Annotated in this window: 19 protein-coding genes; 11 read left to right on the forward strand and 8 right to left on the reverse strand. The window is 61.5% G+C overall.

Features of this window, described 5'->3' with window-relative positions; genetic code table 11:
- Positions 1–17: 17 nt before the first annotated feature.
- On the forward strand, positions 18–557 hold the full coding sequence (locus tag ACD590_RS19065) for a TRAP transporter small permease subunit (protein WP_047622406.1): 540 nt from the start codon (positions 18–20) through the stop codon (positions 555–557).
- A gap of 21 nt (positions 558–578) precedes the next feature.
- Positions 579–2,072, forward strand: coding sequence for a TRAP transporter large permease (locus tag ACD590_RS19070; RefSeq protein ID WP_018243589.1), 1,494 nt, complete (start codon positions 579–581; stop codon positions 2,070–2,072).
- Positions 2,073–2,156: 84 nt separating this feature from the next.
- Here ACD590_RS19070 and ACD590_RS19075 read toward each other — a convergent pair whose 3' ends face one another.
- Positions 2,157–3,263, reverse strand: coding sequence for a TRAP transporter substrate-binding protein (locus tag ACD590_RS19075; protein ID WP_018243590.1), 1,107 nt, complete (start codon positions 3,261–3,263; stop codon positions 2,157–2,159).
- A gap of 293 nt (positions 3,264–3,556) precedes the next feature.
- Between ACD590_RS19075 and ACD590_RS19080 the strand changes: the two genes are divergently transcribed.
- Positions 3,557–4,336 (forward strand): gamma-glutamyl-gamma-aminobutyrate hydrolase family protein, encoded by a 780-nt coding sequence (locus ACD590_RS19080; protein WP_018243591.1) that lies wholly within the window; start codon positions 3,557–3,559, stop codon positions 4,334–4,336.
- Between the two features lie 69 nt (positions 4,337–4,405).
- Here the strand turns inward: ACD590_RS19080 and ACD590_RS19085 are convergent, their stop codons facing one another.
- The 3 genes from ACD590_RS19085 to ACD590_RS19095 form a co-directional block, all read right to left on the reverse strand.
- Positions 4,406–5,362 carry a 2-hydroxyacid dehydrogenase gene (locus tag ACD590_RS19085; protein ID WP_439003169.1) on the reverse strand — a complete coding sequence of 319 codons (957 nt, stop codon included), beginning with the start codon at positions 5,360–5,362 and terminating at the stop codon, positions 4,406–4,408.
- A 29-nt stretch (positions 5,363–5,391) separates the two neighbouring features.
- The gene (locus tag ACD590_RS19090) at positions 5,392–6,414 is read right to left on the reverse strand and encodes a LacI family DNA-binding transcriptional regulator (protein ID WP_003542973.1); all 1,023 of its coding nucleotides are present in this window, start codon (positions 6,412–6,414) and stop codon (positions 5,392–5,394) included.
- A 117-nt stretch (positions 6,415–6,531) separates the two neighbouring features.
- Positions 6,532–7,044 (reverse strand): MarR family winged helix-turn-helix transcriptional regulator, encoded by a 513-nt coding sequence (locus tag ACD590_RS19095; RefSeq protein ID WP_018243593.1) that lies wholly within the window; start codon positions 7,042–7,044, stop codon positions 6,532–6,534.
- A gap of 85 nt (positions 7,045–7,129) precedes the next feature.
- Here ACD590_RS19095 and ACD590_RS19100 point away from each other — a divergent pair, with 85 nt between their 5' ends.
- The 5 genes from ACD590_RS19100 to cysE all read left to right on the forward strand — a co-directional run bounded on the left by ACD590_RS19100 (position 7,130) and on the right by cysE (position 11,593).
- Positions 7,130–7,918 (forward strand): creatininase family protein, encoded by a 789-nt coding sequence (locus ACD590_RS19100; protein WP_028733957.1) that lies wholly within the window; start codon positions 7,130–7,132, stop codon positions 7,916–7,918.
- A 148-nt stretch (positions 7,919–8,066) separates the two neighbouring features.
- A complete protein-coding gene (locus ACD590_RS19105; RefSeq protein WP_018243595.1) occupies positions 8,067–9,179 on the forward strand; it encodes a CobW family GTP-binding protein in 1,113 nt (370 codons plus the stop codon).
- Positions 9,179–10,168 (forward strand): WD40 repeat domain-containing protein, encoded by a 990-nt coding sequence (locus tag ACD590_RS19110; RefSeq protein WP_018243596.1) that lies wholly within the window; start codon positions 9,179–9,181, stop codon positions 10,166–10,168. Before ACD590_RS19105 ends, ACD590_RS19110 begins: the two co-directional genes overlap by 1 nt.
- Before the next feature lie 15 nt (positions 10,169–10,183).
- Positions 10,184–10,681, forward strand: a complete 498-nt coding sequence (locus tag ACD590_RS19115) for a GNAT family N-acetyltransferase (protein WP_018243597.1) — start codon at positions 10,184–10,186, stop codon at positions 10,679–10,681.
- A gap of 96 nt (positions 10,682–10,777) precedes the next feature.
- A complete protein-coding gene (cysE, locus tag ACD590_RS19120) occupies positions 10,778–11,593 on the forward strand; it encodes a serine O-acetyltransferase (protein WP_018243598.1) in 816 nt (271 codons plus the stop codon).
- A 31-nt stretch (positions 11,594–11,624) separates the two neighbouring features.
- Here cysE and ACD590_RS19125 read toward each other — a convergent pair whose 3' ends face one another.
- From ACD590_RS19125 to odc2, 4 genes are all read right to left on the reverse strand, one after another.
- Positions 11,625–12,782 carry a GGDEF domain-containing protein gene (locus tag ACD590_RS19125; RefSeq protein ID WP_439003170.1) on the reverse strand — a complete coding sequence of 386 codons (1,158 nt, stop codon included), beginning with the start codon at positions 12,780–12,782 and terminating at the stop codon, positions 11,625–11,627.
- A 163-nt stretch (positions 12,783–12,945) separates the two neighbouring features.
- The gene (locus ACD590_RS19130) at positions 12,946–13,974 is read right to left on the reverse strand and encodes a serine hydrolase domain-containing protein (RefSeq protein WP_427148641.1); all 1,029 of its coding nucleotides are present in this window, start codon (positions 13,972–13,974) and stop codon (positions 12,946–12,948) included.
- A 228-nt stretch (positions 13,975–14,202) separates the two neighbouring features.
- Positions 14,203–14,793: a GNAT family N-acetyltransferase gene (locus ACD590_RS19135; RefSeq protein WP_018243601.1), complete on the reverse strand. Its 591-nt coding sequence runs from the start codon at positions 14,791–14,793 to the stop codon at positions 14,203–14,205.
- A 94-nt stretch (positions 14,794–14,887) separates the two neighbouring features.
- Positions 14,888–16,021 (reverse strand): ornithine/lysine decarboxylase, encoded by a 1,134-nt coding sequence (gene odc2 / locus ACD590_RS19140; protein ID WP_018517632.1) that lies wholly within the window; start codon positions 16,019–16,021, stop codon positions 14,888–14,890.
- A 527-nt stretch (positions 16,022–16,548) separates the two neighbouring features.
- Here odc2 and ACD590_RS19145 point away from each other — a divergent pair.
- The 3 genes from ACD590_RS19145 (at position 16,549) to ACD590_RS19155 (ending at position 19,395) form a co-directional block, all read left to right on the forward strand.
- Positions 16,549–17,442 carry a LysR family transcriptional regulator gene (locus ACD590_RS19145; protein WP_171377090.1) on the forward strand — a complete coding sequence of 298 codons (894 nt, stop codon included), beginning with the start codon at positions 16,549–16,551 and terminating at the stop codon, positions 17,440–17,442.
- 241 nt (positions 17,443–17,683) lie between these two features.
- Positions 17,684–18,325: a DUF1007 family protein gene (locus tag ACD590_RS19150; RefSeq protein WP_018446031.1), complete on the forward strand. Its 642-nt coding sequence runs from the start codon at positions 17,684–17,686 to the stop codon at positions 18,323–18,325.
- Positions 18,319–19,395 (forward strand): nickel/cobalt transporter, encoded by a 1,077-nt coding sequence (locus tag ACD590_RS19155; protein WP_439003172.1) that lies wholly within the window; start codon positions 18,319–18,321, stop codon positions 19,393–19,395. The genes ACD590_RS19150 and ACD590_RS19155 overlap by 7 nt, the downstream gene beginning before the upstream one ends.
- Positions 19,396–19,398: the final 3 nt, after the last annotated feature.

Here is a 19,398-nt window from a genome sequence, read left to right on the forward strand (position 1 = left end):
AAGAACAGGGGAGGCGAATGTCGGTACTTCTGGCAGCAAGCCGGCTGATCGATTCGATCAGTCAGTTCATGGGCAAAATTTCCGAATATATGGTGCTGTTCTGCTGTCTGATCAGCGCCGGAAACGCCATCGTCCGCTATGCCTTCAACTACAGTTCGAACGGCTGGCTCGAGATCCAGTGGTATCTCTTCGCCTTCGTCGTCATGCTCGGCGCCTCGCATGCGTTGCGCAACAACGAGCATGTCCGCGTCGACCTGATCTATGGTTCGGTTTCCGACAGGGCGAAGATCTGGATCGACATCGTCGGCCTCATCCTCTTCCTCCTTCCCGCATGCGTCTTCCTCACCTGGATCTGCTGGCCGTTCTTCGCACTATCCTACCAGCAGGGAGAAATATCGGGCAACGCCGGCGGGCTCATCCGATGGCCCGTCAAGCTGATCCTCGTCGCCGGCTTCGCGCTGCTTTCCCTTCAGGGGGTTTCCGAACTGATCAAGCGGATCGCAGCCGTTACCGGCCATATCAGCATCGATACAAAATACGAAAAACCGCTGCAGTAGCGCGGGCTGGGAGAAACGGACTTGTTTGATTTCGGCATCATCCCGCCGGCCATGTTCCTGGGCATGGTCATCTTCATGCTCTACGGCTTTCCGGTCGCCTTTTCGCTCGCCGCCGTCGGCCTGTTTTTCGGCATCGTCGGCATCGTCACCGGCCATTTCGGCGAAGTCTTCCTGCAGGCTCTGCCGCTGCGCTTCTTCGGCATCCTTTCCAACGACCTCTTGCTCGCCATCCCCTTCTTCACCTTCATGGGCGCGATACTGGAGCGCTGCGGGCTTGCCGAGGATCTGCTCGAAGGCACCGGCAAACTCTTCGGCGGCATTCCCGGCGGCCTCGCCTATGCCGTTATCCTCGTCGGCGCCGTGCTGGGCGCGATCACCGGAACGGTAGCCGCCTCCGTCATCACCATGGGGGTGATCTCGCTGCCGATCATGCTGCGCTATGGCTACAATCCGCGCCTTGCCACCGGCGTCATCGCCGCCTCGGGCACGATCACCCAGGTGATCCCGCCCTCGCTGGTGCTCGTCGTTCTTGCCGATCAGCTCGGCAGGTCGGTCGGTGACATGTATCTCGGCGCGATCGGCCCCTCGATCCTGCAGGTGACGATCTTCGTGCTCTTCATCCTGGTGTTGTCGATCATCAGGCCGAAATCGATGCCGCCGCTGCCAAAGGAGGTGCGCGGCGACTTCAACTGGGCGCTGCTCGTGAAAGTGCTGATGGGCATGGTGCCCTCGATCGTCCTGATTTTCCTGGTGCTCGGCACGATCTTCATGGGCCTTGCGACGCCGACAGAGGCAGGCGCGCTCGGTGTCGTCGGCGCCATGCTGCTTGCCGCCATGAACCGGCGCCTCACCTGGCCGCTGATCCGCGAGGCAATGGCATCGACCACGCACATCACCTCCATGGTGGTGATGATCCTGATCGGCTCCACCTGTTTCAGCCTGGTTTTCCAGGGCATGGACGGCTCGCGCTGGATCGAGCACATGCTGTCGGGCATTCCCGGCGGCCCGGTCGGCTTCCTGATCTTCGTCAACATCTTCATCTTCGTGCTCGCCTTCTTCCTCGATTTCTTCGAGATCGCCTTCATCGTCATCCCGATGCTCGCACCGGTCGCCTCCAGTCTCGGCATCGACCTGATCTGGTTCGGCGTCCTGATCTGCGTCAACATGCAGACGAGCTTCATGCACCCGCCCTTCGGCTTCGCGCTCTTCTACCTGCGCTCCATCGCCAGCAAGGACGTCAAGACCTCGGATATTTACATGGGTGCTCTCCCCTGGGTCGGCATGCAGCTGATCCTGGTGGCGATCGTGATCTTCTGGCCGCAATCGGTAACCTATTGGCTGGATCACGGTCCGAAGGTCGACCCGAACTCGATCAAGATCGAAGTCCCGGGCTTCGGCGGCCAGCTCGGCCTGCCGCCGATGGGCGGCGGCGGCAATGGCTCACCGCAGATCCCCGGCCTGACCCTGCCGCCACTGAACGGCCTGCCGGGAGCACCGCCGCCACCGGCAAAATAGTCCAGCAAAAACAAAACCCCGGACGGAAATCCGGGGTTCTGGCATCGCATTCGTCTGAAGCGCCGAGCCTGCCGGCGGAAAGCCTTAAAGCTTCCCGGCCCGCTGCTGGATCATCATGAACGTGTCAAAGGTGTATTCCGACAGCTGCATCCAGAGATAGGCATCCCGCTTGAAGGCGGTCTGGTCGTCGTAGATCTTCTTGAAATACTGGTTCGTGCCCGAGATTTCGCTGTAGATGCCCGTCGCCGCCTGGAAGCAGGCTTCCATGATCTCTTGACTGAACGGGCGCAGCGTCGCGCCTTCCGCCACCAACTGCTTCAGCGCGGTCGGGTTCTTCGTGTCGTACTTCGCCAGCATGTTGGTGTTGGCGAAAGCGCAGGCGTCGGTCAGCGCTGCCTGATAATGCTTGGGCAGGCTGCTCCATTTTTCGAGATTGAAGAACCCATGCACCGTCGGGCCACCTTCCCACCAGCCGGGATAATAGTAGTACTTCGCCACCTTGTGGAAGCCGAGCTTCAGGTCATCATAGGGGCCGACGAATTCCGCCGCATCGATCGTGCCTTTTTCCAGCGCCGGATAGATGTCGCCGCCGGCGATCTGCTGCGGGATGACGCCGACCTTCTCCATGACGCGGCCGGCGAGACCGGCAATACGCATCTTGACACCCTTGAGGTCATCGAGCGTGTTGATTTCCTTGCGGAACCAGCCGCCCATCTGCGCACCGGTATTGCCTGCCGGCAGCGCATACATGCCCTGTGTGGCATAAAATTCGTTCATCAGCTTATTGCCGTTGCCTTCATAGTACCAGGCATTGGTCAGGCGGCTGTTCAGCCCGAACGGAATGGCCGTTCCGATGGCATAGGTCGGGTCCTTGCCGACAAAATAATAGGAAGTGGTGTGGGCTGCCTCAACCGTACCCGCGGCAACGGCATCGACGGCCTGCAGGCCGGGCACGATTTCACCGGCCGCGAAGGGCTGGATCGTGAAATTGCCGTCCGTCGCGGCGGCAACATGCTTGGCGATATCCTCGGCTCCGCCATAGATCGTATCCAAGCTCTTCGGAAACGACGACGTCATGCGCCACGCGATCTTCGGATTCTCCTGCGCGATCGCAGGCGCTGCCAATGCCGTTGCGGCAACCGCACCGGCGCTGGCGGTTCCCGCCTTCTTGAAAAACGAACGACGATCCATCAAAAACCTCCCATATAGATGACACTGCGCGGCCAATCTCACCCCTACCCGCAGCAAGGGCAAAGCTAAGCATGGCGCAAGCCGCGATTCAAGCTTTAGTCTATTAGCCTTTGGCATCAAGACGGCAATAAGGCAACGCGCACGTATCCATCAGAATCAGCGGCTTAGCGGTAAACCGGAAAGGCAGAGCGCCGCTTCCGTCGCAATTTGGCCGCCTGATACAGCCAAGCGTTGACTTGACAGCCGTTCAGGCGGAAGAAACGACGAGAATAAAGATTTTGACCGGGGCTGATATGACGAAACCGATCGTTGCCATTCCTGCCGATATCCGTAGCTTCGACGGCGCGACCTGGCATGCCGTGCAGCATCAATATCTGCGCGCCGCATTGAACGCATCCGGTGTCATGGCCTTCATCATCCCCGCTTTCGAGGAGGGCTACGATACCGACGCGATCCTCGACCGCGTCGACGGCCTGCTGGTCTCGGGTTCGGCCAGCAATGTTCATCCCTCCCTCTACGGTGCCGAGGCGAATGACAAGGACGGCCCCTTCGACCCCGCCCGCGACGCCACCAGCCTGCCGCTCATCCGCCGCGCCATCGACCGCGCCATCCCGCTGCTCGCCATCTGCCGCGGCATCCAGGAGCTGAATGTCGCCCTCGGCGGCTCGCTGGCAAGCGAGATCCAGGAGCAGCCCGGCATCTGGGACCATCGCCGGCCGGAAGGCGTCGACCGGGACGGCATGTACGCCATTCGCCAGACCGTCCACGTCAAGGAAGGTTCCTGCATCGCAGGCATTCTCGGTCCGGGCGAGATCCGCGTGAATTCCCTGCATCGCCAGGCAATCGCCAGAACCGCCCCACGCCTGCAGGTGGAAGCGATCGCCGAGGACGGCACGGTGGAGGCCGTTTCCGTTATCGACGCCAAGGCTTTCGCCGTCGGCGTGCAATGGCATCCGGAATATTGGGCTGAAACCGACAAGTCCTCGAACCAGCTGTTCGCCGCTTTCGGCGACGCCGTCCGCGCCTATGCCGCCGCCAAGCTGCCGGTCATCTCCGCGCAGGCGATCGCCTGATTCCAGGCGCCCGCGAAGCGCTATGTCTGTTGCTTGGCAGCAAGCATCGTCCGCCGAACCAACCCGCGCCTAAGCCTTCTGCGGCGTCTCCGGCACCGGCGTCAAAGCCGCACCCTTCTCGAACCAGGCAATGAGATTGTCGGCGACGAGATCGGCCATCGCATTGCGCGTCGGCACGGATGCGGAGGCGACATGCGGCAGCAGCACGGCATTGGTCGGTTCAAGCAGGTCGGCCGGTACTGTCGGCTCTTCATAGAAGACGTCGAGGCCGGCAGCCCCGAGCGCGCCGGAGGCAAGGGCGGCACTCAGCGCCGCCTCGTCCACCGTCCAGCCACGGCCGACATTGACGAGAATGCCGTTAGGGCCGAGTGCTGCCAGAACATCCGCATCGATCGTCTTGTGAGTCTGCGGCGTCTTCGGAACGATGGCGATCAGCGTATCCACCGCTTCCGCCAGCCCCTTTAACGTCGGGTGATAGTCGTAGGACACGTCGGCATGGCGCGAACGCGTGTGATAGCTGATCTTCACCTTGAACGGCTCCAGCCGCTTGGCGATTTCGAGCCCGATGCGGCCAAGGCCATAAAGCCCGACATGGCGGCCCTTGAGCGAGAAGCGCGACAGCGGATAGGCCGTGCCCGGCTTCCAGTTGCCCGCACGCAGCCAGGCTTCGGCCCGCGGCAGTTCGCGAACCGTGTTCAGCAGTAGGCCGATCGCCGTATCGGCGACCTCGTCGTTCAGCACATCAGGCGTATTGGTGACGATGATGCCCTTTTCGGCAGCATGTTTCACGTCGACGCCGTCATAACCGACACCGAAATTGGCGATCACTTCAGCATGCGGCAGCTGCTCCATCCAGGCGCCCGGGAAGGAGCCGGAAACGGCGACGCCGCGGATGCGGCCGGCGGTCTCGCCGTCCAGCGCAAGCTTCTCCTCGCGTGCGACGGCAATAATCTCAAAACGATCCTTCAGCCTTGCAAGAACACGCTCGTGTATCTTCCCAGGAACGAGAATGGCGATGCGGGACATGGCTTTTCCTCTTGGATGGCGGTCGTGGTTCAGGCGCGGGGCCGATGGGGACTGGTGGACTGGCGAATGCGCATTTCCGGCTTGATCAGATGCATGCCATCAGGCTCATGACTGCCGGCAAGGCGATCGAGCAGCGCCCGGGCGGCCAGGCGCCCGACCTCGGCCTGACCGTTCCAGACGGTCGTCAGCGCCGGGGTGGCGATGGAGGCCTCCTCGAGATCGTCATAACCGGTGACGGAAATATCGCGTCCCGGCACTAGCCCGGCGCGTGCAATGCCGTTCATCAGGCCGATCGCCACGAGATCGTTCCAGCAGACGGCTGCGGTCGGCTTCTGCGGCAGCGAAAGGAAATGCACTGCAGCCTCGAAACCGCCCTGCTTCGAGCGCGGACCGGGAATGCGCAAGTTCGGATCGACCTCGATGCCGGCCTTGCGCAGCGAGTTGACATAACCCTGGTAGCGATCGCGGCCGGTGGATGTCTGGTCCGTGCCGCCGATCATGGCGATCGAGCGATGACCGAGACCGATCAGGTGGTTGGTGGCAAGCGAGATGCCATAGCTGTCGTCGCCGCGATAGGTCGGCAGGTCCTGCCCTTCCATCGAGCGAGCGACGAGGATCGCCGGCATGCCGTTGTCTTCCGCCAGCTGCACGTCCTCAGGCGGCGTACCGATCGCCGGCGACATGATGACGCCGTCGCCGCCGAGCTGCAGGAGCGTCTCGATGAAGGTGCGCTGCTTCTCGACATTGTCGTAATGGTTGGAAAGGATGAAGGTGTGGCGGCTGCGGTCGAGCTCGCTTTCGATCGCCTTCAGGATCTCCCCATAGAAGGGGTTCATGATGTCGTGCACGACGACGCCGATGATGCCGGAGCGCGAGGTGCGAAGACTGGCGGCACGGCGATTGTAGATATAGCCGAGCGCGCGCGCCTGTTCCTTGATCTTCTCCCGGGTATTGCCGGCGACGAGCGGACTGTCGCGTAAGGCTAGCGATACGGTCGCCGTTGAAATGCCGAGCGTTTCGGCAATAGTCGAAAGCTTGATCTTCTGGACCACGTGTCCTCCTCCAGGCAGCACGCAAGCAGCAAGACCCCGCCGTCAAACCGGCGCGGCCCTTAAAATGTTTAATTAAAAGATTTAATCGGTGGAAGCAATTCGTCTTTCGGGGAAATTTCAGTCTTCGTCCGGTTCTTCGATATGAATGGCTTCGGCTTGTAGATTGGCATCGATCGCCTTCAGCAATCGGACAAGATTGCGAATTTCCTTCTCGGAGAACTCCTGCGTCGCCAGCATGTCGCAGGCCGAAGCCGCCATCTCGATCCCCTGCACGCTGCCACGGCCGAGGTCGGTGAGGTAGACCTTGGTCAGGCGTGCATCCTCGGCATCCGGCTTGCGCTCGAGAAAGCCCTGCGCCTCCATGCGGCCGATCGTGCGCGTCATCGTCGGCGCCTTGACGCCGAGCTTCTGGGCAAGGCCGCCGGCCGTCATACCATCGCTCTCGGCAAGCAACAGAATGACACCATCCTGGCCGGCATAAAGGCCGCTTTCCAGCAGGTTGCGCGACAGCACCGTCCGCATGGAACGCGCCGCCTGGGTCAGAGCCGGGGAGAGATCGACGAGCGTATACTCGGTCTGGTCCTTCTTCTTGGACTTGTTCTTTTTGCCGTCCTTGCGCTTCTTTCCCATAGCCATCCCTTTGATCTTTAAGCCCCGACGCCGCTGCGATATGACATTGCGCAGGATCTCGTCATAAACAAGAGGTAACGACCGGATGATGACACCTTCGCCGCGCTTCGAGGACGGCAACCCGGCCTTTGCCCCTGATGGGCGCAACCTGATCGCCGTGCTGCCGCTCGGCGCCCATGAACAGCACGGCCCTCACCTGCCCTTCGAAACCGACACGCTGATTGCCGAAGGCATTGCCGGGCGATTGAAGATAGCCCTGCCCGCCGGCCTGCCGGTCACCTTCCTGCCCGCCGAAGCCATCGGCTATTCCATAGAGCATATGGACGTTGAAGGAACGAAGACGCTTGCCTTCGACGAAGCGGTAAACCGCTGGCTCGGCATCGCCGAAGGCCTGGCGAAGCAGGGCATCCGTAAATTCGTGATGCTGAATGCCCATGGCGGCAATTCGCCCGTCATATCAGTCGTCGCCACCGAGGCGCGGGTCCGCTTTGCCATGCTGGCGGTGGCAACGAGCTGGACCCGCTTCGGCGTGCCGGATGGCGTGATCACGTCGGAGGAAAAGGCGATCGGCATTCATGGCGGCGATATCGAGACCTCGGTGATGCTGGCGATTCATCCCGACAAGGTTGATATGGCGAAGGCGGCGGACTTTCCCTCGCGACAGACGGAATTCGCCGGGCGCTTCAAGCATCTGCGCGCCTACGGGCCGCACGCCTTCGGCTGGAAGATGTCGGATCTCAACACGGAAGGCGTGGCAGGCAACGCCGCGGCTGCGACGGCGCAAAAGGGTGAGGCGCTGATCGCGCATGCGGTCAAAGGATTGGTGGAACTGCTCAGTGATGTCGATGCATTCGACATCACTGAGCTCCGGTAAATATGGCTCGTCTGCGCCGCGCAAACGATGTGATCTTATAACATTATAAAACCCTTTGAACTGCCACGCTCAAGCCATTATATGAGACCAACCGTTCAAGCAGCCGATCCCAAGCCGCTCGGCCGCCCGCCTAATCCTAGAGGTTCTCATGACCGACGCGATCTCCACCCTGAAGCCTATTCCCGTTACCGTGCTCACCGGTTATCTCGGCGCCGGCAAGACGACGTTGCTCAACCGCATTCTCTCCGAAAATCACGGCAAGAAATATGCGGTCATTGTCAACGAATTCGGCGAGATCGGCATCGACAACGACCTGATCGTCGAGTCGGACGAGGAAATCTATGAGATGAACAATGGCTGCGTCTGCTGCACGGTGCGCGGCGACCTGATCCGCGTCGTCGAAGGCCTGATGCGCCGTCCTGGCCGCTTCGATGGCATCATCGTCGAAACGACGGGCCTTGCCGATCCGGTGCCGGTCGCCCAGACCTTCTTCATGGATGACGATGTACGCGCCAAGACCGAGCTCGATGCCGTCGTCGCCCTCGTCGATGCCAAGCACCTGCCGCTGCGCCTGAAGGACAGCCGCGAGGCCGAAGACCAGATCGCCTTCGCCGACGTCGTCATCATCAACAAGAGTGACCTGGTGACCCCGGAAGAACTTGATGTGATCGAGGATATCGTCCGCGCCATCAACCCGGCTGCCCGCGTCTACAAGACCAGCCGCTCCGGCGTCGATCTCGCCCGCGTGCTCGATCAGGGCGCCTTCAACCTGGAACGCGCGCTCGAAAACGATCCGCATTTCCTCGAGCAGGGCCATGACGACCATGTCTGCGGCCCCGATTGCGATCATGACCACCACCATCATGACCATGATCATCACGGTCATCAGCATGATGACCACGGTCACGACCATCATCACCATGGCGCCCATCAACATGGCGCGATGTCAGCGATTCACGATGTGACGGTGCAGTCGGTGTCGCTGCGCGGCGGCGAGATGAACCCGGAGCGCTTCTTCCCCTGGATCCAGAAGATCACCCAGACGCAGGGGCCGAATATTCTGCGTCTCAAGGGCATCATCGCCTTCAAGGACGATCCCGAGCGTTACGTCGTTCAGGGCGTGCACATGATCATCGAGGGTGATCACCAGCGTCCGTGGAAGGAAGGCGAAAAGCACGAGAGCCGTCTCGTCTTCATCGGCCGCGAACTCGACCGCGAGAAGCTCGAAGCCTCCTTCAAGGCCTGCGGGGCAGCCGCCTGATGCCGACAGTTGCACCGCTTGATCTCGACGGCCACGTTCTGGCCGTCGAATTTTTAGGTGATGTTCCCTTCTTCGCAAGCGCAAACGGTACATTCCACCGGCTGGATGGCGGCGACAGGGTTTCCGAAGCCCATCAGGGCATGCTCACCGCCATTCGTGATCCCTACAGCGAGAGCCTGATCTCGGGTGGCGAGGACGGTAAGGTGCTGCGCATTGCCGCCGACGGCAGCGTCAGCGAAATCGCGACCGCGCCTCGCAAGTGGATTTCGCAGGTCGCAGCCGGCCCGCAGGGTGCCGTTGCCTATTCCTACGGCAAGAGTTCGCTTGTCCGCCTTGCCGACGGCACGACCAAGGAATTCCCCGAGGAGCGCACGGTTGAAGGCCTTGCCTTTGCGCCGAAAGGTCTGCGCATCGCGGCGGCGCGCTACAACGGCGTGTCGCTGCACTGGATCGGCATGAACGCCAAGCCGGTCGATCTTGAATGGAAGGGTGCGCATACCGGCGTCACCTTCTCGCCTGATGGTAATTTTCTCGTCACCTCGATGCAGGAAAACGCACTGCACGGCTGGAAGCTCGACATCAAGCCCGGCACCGAAGCCCGCCACATGCGCATGACCGGCTACCCCTCCAAGGTGAAATCGCTCTCATGGTCGGTCAAGGGCAAGTGGCTCGCGTCTTCAGGCGCGCCTGCGGCAATCGTCTGGCCCTTCCAGGGCAAGGATGGGCCGATGGGCAAGGCGCCGCTGGAGCTCGGCACTCGCGCCAATATCATGGCGACCGCGGTGAAGTTCCATCCGCTTGAGGATATCCTCGCCATCGGCTTCATCGACGGCATGATCTTGGCCGTGCGCATCGCCGACAGCAAGGAAGCGCTGCTGCGCCGACCTGGCAAGGGCGCGATCACGGCGATGAGCTGGAGCAAAAACGGCAAGCTGCTCGCCTTCGGCTCCGAAGCCGGCGACTGCGGCGTCATCGATATTTCGGCCTGAGCCCCGCTGCCGGTAATGGACGACGCCCTGACGGAACCCGAAATCGTGGCGCTGACGGCCGACCACATGCAAGCCGCAGCTGAAATCAGACGTGTCGCCCTATGGCAGCGGCTGCCCTGGCTGCCGGATCTGCATACACCCGAGGAAGAGGAGCAGTACTGGCGCATGCATCTGCTGCCGAATTGCTCGATCCTCGGCGCTGCCATGGGCAACCGGCTCGTCGGCGTCATCGCCTATGGCGACAACTGGATAGAGCAGCTTTACGTTCTTCCCGACTTTCAGGGCATGGGCATTGGCTCCTTGCTTCTTGGCTGCGCCAAGGAAGAGATGGACGAGATCAGGCTCTGGACGTTCCAGCGCAATGCGGGCGCTCGTGCGTTCTACCAACAGCACGGCTTTACCGCCGAAGAGGAGACCGATGGCGCCGACAACGAAGAACGGGAGCCGGATGTGCTCTATCACTGGCGCCGGCTTCCGGAGCGGACACCTGACCTGCAGCCGTCGGACGGCTAGACTATAATCGGGGCTTGCCAAATGCCTGGCCCGGGCGAAACATAAACCACGCGCGGGAAACGCTTTGCGCTGCCGTGGCTGACGGAGGAAACGGGAATGTCGAAATCGACCGGCCTCGGTTTGACCGAACAACCGCAGACTTTGGGCGACGCATCCGTCTGGACCGTGATCCGCGCCGAGGCCGTTGAGCTTGCCGCACGCGAGCCGATATTGCAGCAGCTGCTTGCCGCTCAGGTAACGGACACCGCTGGCAACGATGAGATCATCGCCCGCGTGCTGGCCGCGCGGCTCTCCGTGGCGCAGGTGGAAACCGGTGATCTGTTCGATCTCATCCTGTCCACACTTGATGGCGATATCATGCGGAAGGTCGAGGCCGATCTCATCGCCGTGCGCGAGCGCGATCCGGCCTGCACGACATTTCTGCACGCGCTTCTCAATCTCAAGGGCTTTCATGCGCTGCAGACGCATCGTATCGCCCATGCGCTCTGGGTCTCAGGCCGTCCGGAGATCGCCAGTTGGCTCGCCAATCTCGTTTCGCTGGTCTTCGGCCCGGATATCCATCCGGCGGCACGGATCGGCGCGTCCATCATGCTCGACCACGGTTCGGGCATCGTCATCGGCGAAACGGCTGTCATCGAGGATGAAGTGTCCATCCTGCAGAACGTCACGCTCGGCGGCACCGGCAAGGAGACCGGCGACCGCCACCCAAAGATCCGCCACGGCGTGATGATCGGCGCGGGCGCCAAGATCCTCGGCAATATCGAAATCGGCGCCTTCAGCAAAGTCGCCGCCGGCAGCGTCGTGCTCAAATCGGTTCCCACGCATTGCACCGTCGCCGGCGTGCCGGCAACGCTCGTGCGCGTCCACCGCGCGGACGAGATCCCGGCCGAAACGATGGACCAGAATATCTAGGCACGCGCTGAGATAGGCGCGCGCCCCGTTCCTACGCTGCCTGCTGATTCTCCCCGAAGGCTTCGACCCGGTTGCGGCCCTCGCGCTTCGAACGATAGAGCGCCTCGTCCGCCTTCTGCACCAGCCGTTCAAAATCTCCGCCGCTTTCCGCACGCGCGGCAACGCCGATGCTCAGCGTCGGAAAGACTACCAGATCCGGCCGCTGCAGGACGGCGGCGGCGAAGGCGAGACGAATGCGCTCGGCAATCGCCACTGCATCCTCCCGGGAAACATTTTTCAGCACCGCCAGGAACTCATCCCCACCTTGACGGGCAAGCAGGTCGTCGGAGCGCATGATGCTTCTCGAAACGCTGGCGAAAAGCCGCAGGATATCGTCGCCGGCGGCATGGCCGTGCCTGTCGTTCAGTTGCTTGAAATGGTCGATATCGATGATCAGCAGCGAGACCGGCTGGGAACCGAGAGCCGGCAGATGCTGGGCAAGGCCACCGCGATTGAGGGCGCCGGTCAGCGGATCGTGGTGAGCGAGTTCCGTCAGCTGATTTCGGCTGCGCTCGGCAGCCATCAGCACCATCGCCATGCTGCGAAGCATGATGAACGCGACCGCCGATACCGCCATCCAGCTGTGAATTGCACTACCGCCGAAAGGATCCGGCCCACCGATCTCACCGGTCGCCGCGAGAATGCTGCGAACCGCAAAGATCGCCGCAGTGCAAATATAGAGGCCGACAAGCAGGGCTGCCGAATACAGCTTCTCGCGCCGGACAATGCTGATTGCCTCCCTTGCGACGGCAAGATCGCAGAGGCAGCAGATGACGGAGACGTAGAGGAGCCTCGCCGAGACTGCCGATGGATCGCTGACGATGAGGACGACAGGAACGCTGACGAGCAAGATGGCAAGCCAGAAAGTGCGTTGGTCGAGCGCCCGCCCCGAAAACACCCGCACGGCAAAGAACATCAGCATGTAGCCGGCGATGGTGACGATATTGCCGCCGTCGATCGAGACGGAGTAGGGAACGAGATTGCGCAACGCGACGAGGAAGGACCCGACGCCGACAAGAAGGTTGCTCAAACCCCACCAAAGCGGCCGCTTCTCGAAGCGGCCGGTCGCATAGGCAGCAAGCTGGAGGATGCCCAGCACGAAACAACTCACGGCAACAATGAAATAGATTGTCCTGAGATCCAGCAGCATGGCGCTTTCCCGAAATTCTTGCGGAATTTACAGGAAGCGTTTTGCGGTTTGATTGGGCGCTTCGCTAAGAATTTAACGATCGCGAGGTTTTCCTGCGGCATAATGCAGCAATTCAAGCGTTACAGCGTCCTTTGCGCGTCCGCAGAGACGCGCGGCACTGTCGTCAGGCGGCCCGCACCGCGCCGATAATGTCCGCCAACAGATCGTGCAGCAAGTCCCTGTAGCCGTTTCGGGCAGATGGACCGCTCTCTTCCGAGGTCATGACGACGGTGAGATCGAGCGATGGCACGATATAGAGCATCTGCCCGCCATAACCCCAGGCGAAATGCACCTGTTCGCCGCCGATCTGCCGCGTGAACCAGCCATAGCCATATTCATCGCCCGAGAAGCGCGAGTTTGTGCGCTGCTGCCACGACTGGGAGATCCAGTCGGCAGGGACGATCTGGCGGCCGTCGGCGGTCTTGCCGCCGTTGCGGTAGAGTTCGCCGAAGGCAAGCAGCGACCGGGCGCTCATCGCCATCTGGTTGCCGCCGAGATAGATGCCCTGCGGATCGCGTTCCCATGCGCCAATGCGGAAGCCTTCGACAGGACCCAGCCATTCTCGCGCCAGCGCCAGCGTCGACCGCCCCCCGACCTTGGTGAGAATGGCCGACAGCAGATGGGTGGATGCGGTGGAATAGAGCATCTCGCCACCGGGTTGATCGATGAAAGGCTGCGAGAGCGCAAAGCGCACCCAGTTGCGCGAAGAGACCCAGCGGCCGTAGTTCTGCCCCGACATGCGATCGAGCCCAGCCTGCATGGAGAGAAGATTGCCGATGGTGATGTCGTTGATGCGCGGGTCTGGCGTTACCGGGAGATCGGCCTTCAGGATCGGCGCGATCTTCTGATCCGGCCCCTTCAGCAGGCCTTTATCGATGGCGATACCGACCAACGCCGAGATGATCGATTTCGAAGCGGATTTGATATTGGTCGATTCCGAGGGCGAATGACCATGGAACCCGCGTTCGCCGAGCACGCGTCCGTCGCGAGCGACGATCACCGTCTTGAGAGGCCTCATCGCGGGCTCGCTCGCCGCGTGGTCGAGACGCGGGCCAAGCCCGCTGACGCCGGAAGCCGTGCTCTGGGCAGCCGCCGGCCCCGTTGCGGCAAGCGGCAGGCAGAAGAGAAGCAGAAGGGAGAGAAGGCGGATCATGCGGCGCAAGATAGGATATCGCAGCGATTTGTTCGCGTGCCGGCGCCACTTTTCACGCGATTGTGTTTTCGCCTGCGACGCTTACCCAGCTGACCACAGCCGCGCACCCGTCAAAAGACAATCCGCGCCGCACCCACGACAGGCCCGCCTGCCTCCATGGTCAAGCGGCGCGGACATTGCCGGTCAGGAGGGAAAGATTCCCAACCCCGACCGGCCGATCGGCACAGCTCAAGCGGCGCGGCGAACCGGCGCGCTGGCTAGCATGCGTCCCGAAGGGACGATCATGCCGGCCGCGCCGTCAAGCCAGCCTTCCGTGAGTTCGAGCGCAAGAAAGCGCGAACGTTCGAACGGACCCGGCATGACAAGATGGCGAGCCCTCTCGGCAAAGAAGCCGAAACGCTCGTAATAGGCAGCATCGCCGACGAGCAGGACGGCGCCATGCCCGCGCTTCTTCGCTTCGAGGATCGCTGCGCGCATCAGCGCCGAGCCGATGCCCTTGCCGCCGTGATGGGGCGCAACGGCGAGCGGTCCAAGCAGCAGCGCATTGATCGGCGTGCCTTCGTCATTGACGCCGGCCTCGATGTTCCAGAGGCGCACCGAGCCAATGACATGGCCGTCGCGATCGCGCGCCACCAGCGCAAGGCCCTCGGCCGGAACGCGGTTGCGGCGGATCTTCTCCGACGACTTTTTGCGGCGATCCGGGCCCATGACGCGGTCGAGCAGGTTTTCGCGAGCAACGACATCCGAGGGATTTTCGGCGTCGATGGCGAAAGTGGTAGGCGCAAAGAATGCGCGGACAGAATCAAGAACAGCGGCCATCTTGGCCTCCCGTACCCAATACCGTTATCAGCGGCGATGAAAGAAAATTGTGAAGTTGCCGCCCCGATTGGTTACGGGGCCGGCGGAAACGACCTTAGATGATGTAGGCCTTCAGCGGGTCGAAACCGTTGAAAGCGACCGCCGAATAGGTCGTCGTATAGGCGCCGGTGCCTTCGATCAGGACCTCGTCGCCGATCGAAAGGGAGATCGGCAGCGGATAGAGGTTCTTCTCGTAGAGCACGTCGGCCGAATCGCAGGTCGGGCCGGCGATGACGCAGGGCTCCATCTCGTCGCCGTCGTGATCCGTGCGGATCGGATAGCGGATGGCTTCGTCCATCGTCTCGGCGAGACCGCCGAATTTGCCGATGTCGAGGAATACCCAACGGGCATCGTCATTGTCCGACTTCTTCGAAATCAGCACGACTTCCGCCTTGATCACACCGGCATTGCCGACCATGCCGCGGCCCGGCTCGATGATCGTCTGCGGGATCTGGTTGCCGAAATGCGTGCGCAGCGCCTGGTAGATCGACTTGCCGTAAGCTTCTGCGGACGGAACGTCACGCAGGTACTTGGTCGGGAAGCCGCCGCCCATGTTGACCATCTGCAGGTGGATGCCCTGCTTGGCAAGCGATACAAAGACGCGCTTGGCATCGGCGAGTGCCGAATCCCAGGCATCGACCTTGGTCATCTGCGAACCGACATGGAACGAGACGCCATAGGACTGCAGGCCAAGCTGATGGGCGTAGACGAGAACGTCGACAGCCATCTGCGGGACGCAGCCGAACTTGCGCGACAGCGGCCATTCAGCGCCTTCACCATCCGTGAGCACGCGGCAGAAGACACGGGCGCCGGGAGCGGCGCGCGAGATCTTCTCGACTTCCTCGTGGCTGTCGACCGCAAAGAGGCTGACGCCGAGCGCATGCGCGCGGGCAACGTCACGTTCCTTCTTGATCGTGTTGCCGTAGGAGATACGGGCGGCGGTCGCACCGGCTTCAAGCGCCATTTCGATTTCGGCAACGGATGCGCAATCGAAATTGGAGCCGAGGCCTGCGAGCAGCTTCAGCACTTCCGGAGCCGGGTTGGCCTTGACGGCGTAATAGATGGCGCTGTCCGGCATAGCGTGACGGAAGGCGTGGAAATTGTCGCGAACGACGTCGAGGTCAACCACGAGGCAGGGACCATCGGGACGTCGGGTTGCGAGAAAGTCGCGGATGCGCTGAGTGGTCATATCGATTCCCTCTTCCAATTCCAGAGCTCCGGCATGAACCGGAGGACAAAGGGCATACGATAGCTCGCATTGGAACCAGCCGGTGGAGACCCCGGAACCATAGCAAGCGCTCGATGCGCGGATGGTGAACCAACGCCGCGGTGCGGTGTAAGTTCGGCTTTGTCTGCCATGGATTGGAGGGAGAGTCCCAACCGCACTTCCGGCAATGATGGTGTGCCTCTTCAGTAACCCCCGCTGATGGAAAGCAGGGAGAGAACAAAAAGGCCCGCACCGTCGTTGCTTCAGGCGTCCTCGCATTTTCCGGTTGGCCGGAATAGCGACTGGAGGGGTTAATTCCAGGTACCTTACCGATTTCCTCACCAATTCGAGGGTTCGGCGGACACCCATGGGCACGTGCGACTTTGGGCTGAGTGGGAAATAAGAATATTCGCCTTCATAATCAAGCGATTTTTTGATCTCGGGCTAAAAAAATAATTGAACAAGACGAGCCAATTTGTTCAACATTCCGAAACAGCCTGAGGGGTGCCATGGATACCTTGACCCGCATACGTGCCTTCATCGATGTCGTCGAGGCCGAAGGCTTCTCCGCCGCGGCAAGACGCACCGGCCGCTCAAAGGCGCTGCTCTCCAAATATGTGCGCGAACTGGAGGATGAGCTCGGCGCCCTGCTGCTCAACCGCACCACCCGGCAATTCTCCATGACCGAAGCCGGCCATACCTATTACCGCACCGCCTCCGATATCTTAAAGGAGATCGACAACCTCGCCGATCTCGTGCGTGAGAACAATGCACAGCTCAAAGGACGGCTACGCATTTCCGTGCCGCGCACCTTCGTTGATGCCGATGTCGGCCAGTCGCTGATCGATTTCGCCAAGGAGAATCCGGACCTTTCGCTGGAGATCGCCGCCGATGACCGGTTCGTCGATCTGATCGAGGAAGGCTTCGACGTGGCGATCCGGATCACCAAGCTCGAAGATTCCGGCATGATCGCCCGTAAGATCTCGGATTTCCGCATCCATATCTGCGCCACCCCCGAGTTTCTCGAGCGTCATCCCAACCTCGAGCATCCGACGGACCTTTCCAACGTCCCCTTCATCGTCGACACCAACGCGCGCACCCAGGCGAGCATCCGCTTCCACAATCCCGACAACACCTCGTTCGCCGTCGCCGTATCCGGACCGATAGAGGTCAACAGTCCGCATGCAACATTACGCGCAGCACTCGCCGGCATCGGCATAGCCTTCATCCCGGATTTCATAGCCCGCAAGCCGATCGAGAGCGGCGAACTGGTCACGCTGTTCAACGATTACATCCCGACCGACCGCGGCATTTATGCCGTCTATCCACACCGGCGCTACCTGCCGGCCAAGGTAAGGATCTTCGTCGACTACCTGCACAACTGGTTCAAGAAGCATCCGTAGAGCATGTCGCGCAAAAGTGTGCAGCGGTTTTGCGCTAAAGGCATGCGAAGAACCAAAGATGCAAAGCGTGGCAAGCGAATCTGAAAGATCGCGACATGCTTTAGCGCAGTGCCCTTGCGAAGCGATGCGACATTCCGCCCCGCATTAACATCCGACCCCGCGAAACCGATGCTGAGCCGGTCCCAATTCCGTCCCAATTTCTGGCAAGAAGTCAGGGGCAGCGAACAGAGCAGCGAGATAGATGAGACATTCGAAGATACTGATCGCCGCGCTTCTTTCGCTGGCGCCGACCGCCGCCTTTGCTCATCCGCACATCTTCGTGGAGGCGCGTCTCGAAGTCGTGGCCGGCAAGGACGGCAGTGTCGAGGAACTGCGCAATGTCTGGCGCTTCGACGAGGTCTTTTCGTCCTCCGTGGTCATGGATTTCGACAAGAACACCGACCTGAAGCTGGAGCCGAACGAGCTGACCGACGTCGGCAACACGGTCAAGAAGTCGCTAGCCGATTACGACTACTACATGAACCTGACGATCAACGGGAAGAACATCACCGTCCAGAAACCCGACATCATCCATGTCGACTACAAGGATGGCCAGCTGCTGATGTTCTTCGCGGTAAAGCCGGTGGAAAAGATGCCGCTGAAGGGCCGGCTCACCTTCGGCGTCTACGACCCGACGCTCTACACCTCGATCGATTTTCCGACAGACAACGAGCTTGCGATCGTCGGAGACGGTTTCAAGGCCTGCAAACATCAGGTGGTGCGGCCGGATGCCGACGAGGTGATCTCGCAAAACAAACAGTCGCTGACGGACGCCTTCTTCAACGATCCCACCGGCACCAACATGTCCAAACTCTTCGCCACCCGGCTGGAGGTCACATGCTGACGAAACGCCTGCCCCTCATCCTTTCCGCTGCGACCCTTGCGCTGGTGACGGCTGCAAGCCTCGCTCATGCGCAATCGCCGCTTGGCATCGGCACGGCGGAGCCGAGCTTCCAGCCGACAGGCGGGCCGTTTGCGCCGCTATTTCTCTACGTCAATTACGAGCAGCAAGCCTTCTACCGGGCGCTGACCGGTGCCTTGAAGGCGATGCGCCAAGACCCCTGGCAGCTGGCATCGCTGATCGGCCTCTCTTTCGCCTATGGCGTCTTCCATGCCGCCGGCCCGGGCCACGGCAAGGCGGTCATCTCTTCCTACATGATCGCCAACGAGGTCGAACTGAAGCGCGGCGTGGTGATTTCCTTCATTTCGGCCTTTGTCCAGGGCGTGATGGCGGTGGCGCTGGTCGGAGGCGCCTGGCTGGTGCTGCGCGGCACCGGCATTACGTTGACGGCGGCGACCCACGCGATGGAGATCTCAAGCTTCGTCATGGTCATGCTCTTCGGCGGCTGGCTGCTGTTTCGCAAACTGCGCTCGCTGGTGGGTAACATGCCGCGCCGCCGGCTGATGGCGACGCCGGCCGGTCCGGTCAGCATGATGCTCGACTGGAAGGACAATGCCGCCGAACGCCAGGCCTATGCCTTCAACGGCAAGGCGCAGGCTGTGGAAGCCGGCCACACCTTCGTTCCCGGCATGGTCTGTGAGACCTGCGGCAATGCCCATGTGCCTGATCCGTCCCTGCTCGCCGGCGACAGGTTCAGCGCCCGCGAGGCCTGGTCGGCGATCGTGGCCGTCGGACTGCGCCCCTGCTCCGGCGCATTGCTGGTCATGACCTTCTCGCTGCTCAACGGGCTCTATCTCGGCGGCGTGCTTTCGGTCGCCGCCATGTCGCTCGGCACGGCGATCACCGTTTCCCTGCTTGCCACACTTGCCGTCACCGCCAAGAGTGCGGCCGTCCGCCTCTCCGGACGCGGCTCGACCGCCTCGATCTGGATCGGCAACGCCATCGAAATCCTCGGCGCCGTACTCGTCATGCTGATGGGCGCCCTGTTGCTCGGGGCCTCGCTGCAGGGCTAGAGC

Origin of the sequence: Rhizobium sp. 862_C5_N1_2 (assembly GCF_051811205.1) — a bacterium.
GTDB classification, from domain to species: Bacteria; Pseudomonadota; Alphaproteobacteria; order Rhizobiales; family Rhizobiaceae; genus Rhizobium; species Rhizobium leguminosarum.

What these genes read in the sequence shown, in the direction of transcription:
- ACD590_RS19115 (WP_018243597.1), top strand. Translation starts at nt 10,184, where the DNA reads ATGGACGACGCCCTGACGGAACCCGAAATCGTGGCGCTGACGGCCGAC.
- ACD590_RS19130 (WP_427148641.1), bottom strand. Translation starts at nt 13,974, where the DNA reads ATGATCCGCCTTCTCTCCCTTCTGCTTCTCTTCTGCCTGCCGCTTGCC.
- ACD590_RS19135 (WP_018243601.1), bottom strand. Translation starts at nt 14,793, where the DNA reads ATGGCCGCTGTTCTTGATTCTGTCCGCGCATTCTTTGCGCCTACCACT.
- ACD590_RS19085 (WP_439003169.1), bottom strand. Translation starts at nt 5,362, where the DNA reads ATGTCCCGCATCGCCATTCTCGTTCCTGGGAAGATACACGAGCGTGTT.
- ACD590_RS19095 (WP_018243593.1), bottom strand. Translation starts at nt 7,044, where the DNA reads ATGGGAAAGAAGCGCAAGGACGGCAAAAAGAACAAGTCCAAGAAGAAG.
- ACD590_RS19150 (WP_018446031.1), top strand. Translation starts at nt 17,684, where the DNA reads ATGAGACATTCGAAGATACTGATCGCCGCGCTTCTTTCGCTGGCGCCG.
- ACD590_RS19100 (WP_028733957.1), top strand. Translation starts at nt 7,130, where the DNA reads ATGATGACACCTTCGCCGCGCTTCGAGGACGGCAACCCGGCCTTTGCC.
- ACD590_RS19105 (WP_018243595.1), top strand. Translation starts at nt 8,067, where the DNA reads ATGACCGACGCGATCTCCACCCTGAAGCCTATTCCCGTTACCGTGCTC.
- ACD590_RS19110 (WP_018243596.1), top strand. Translation starts at nt 9,179, where the DNA reads ATGCCGACAGTTGCACCGCTTGATCTCGACGGCCACGTTCTGGCCGTC.
- ACD590_RS19080 (WP_018243591.1), top strand. Translation starts at nt 3,557, where the DNA reads ATGACGAAACCGATCGTTGCCATTCCTGCCGATATCCGTAGCTTCGAC.
- odc2 (WP_018517632.1), bottom strand. Translation starts at nt 16,021, where the DNA reads ATGACCACTCAGCGCATCCGCGACTTTCTCGCAACCCGACGTCCCGAT.
- ACD590_RS19125 (WP_439003170.1), bottom strand. Translation starts at nt 12,782, where the DNA reads ATGCTGCTGGATCTCAGGACAATCTATTTCATTGTTGCCGTGAGTTGT.
- ACD590_RS19155 (WP_439003172.1), top strand. Translation starts at nt 18,319, where the DNA reads ATGCTGACGAAACGCCTGCCCCTCATCCTTTCCGCTGCGACCCTTGCG.
- ACD590_RS19075 (WP_018243590.1), bottom strand. Translation starts at nt 3,263, where the DNA reads ATGGATCGTCGTTCGTTTTTCAAGAAGGCGGGAACCGCCAGCGCCGGT.
- cysE (WP_018243598.1), top strand. Translation starts at nt 10,778, where the DNA reads ATGTCGAAATCGACCGGCCTCGGTTTGACCGAACAACCGCAGACTTTG.
- ACD590_RS19065 (WP_047622406.1), top strand. Translation starts at nt 18, where the DNA reads ATGTCGGTACTTCTGGCAGCAAGCCGGCTGATCGATTCGATCAGTCAG.
- ACD590_RS19145 (WP_171377090.1), top strand. Translation starts at nt 16,549, where the DNA reads ATGGATACCTTGACCCGCATACGTGCCTTCATCGATGTCGTCGAGGCC.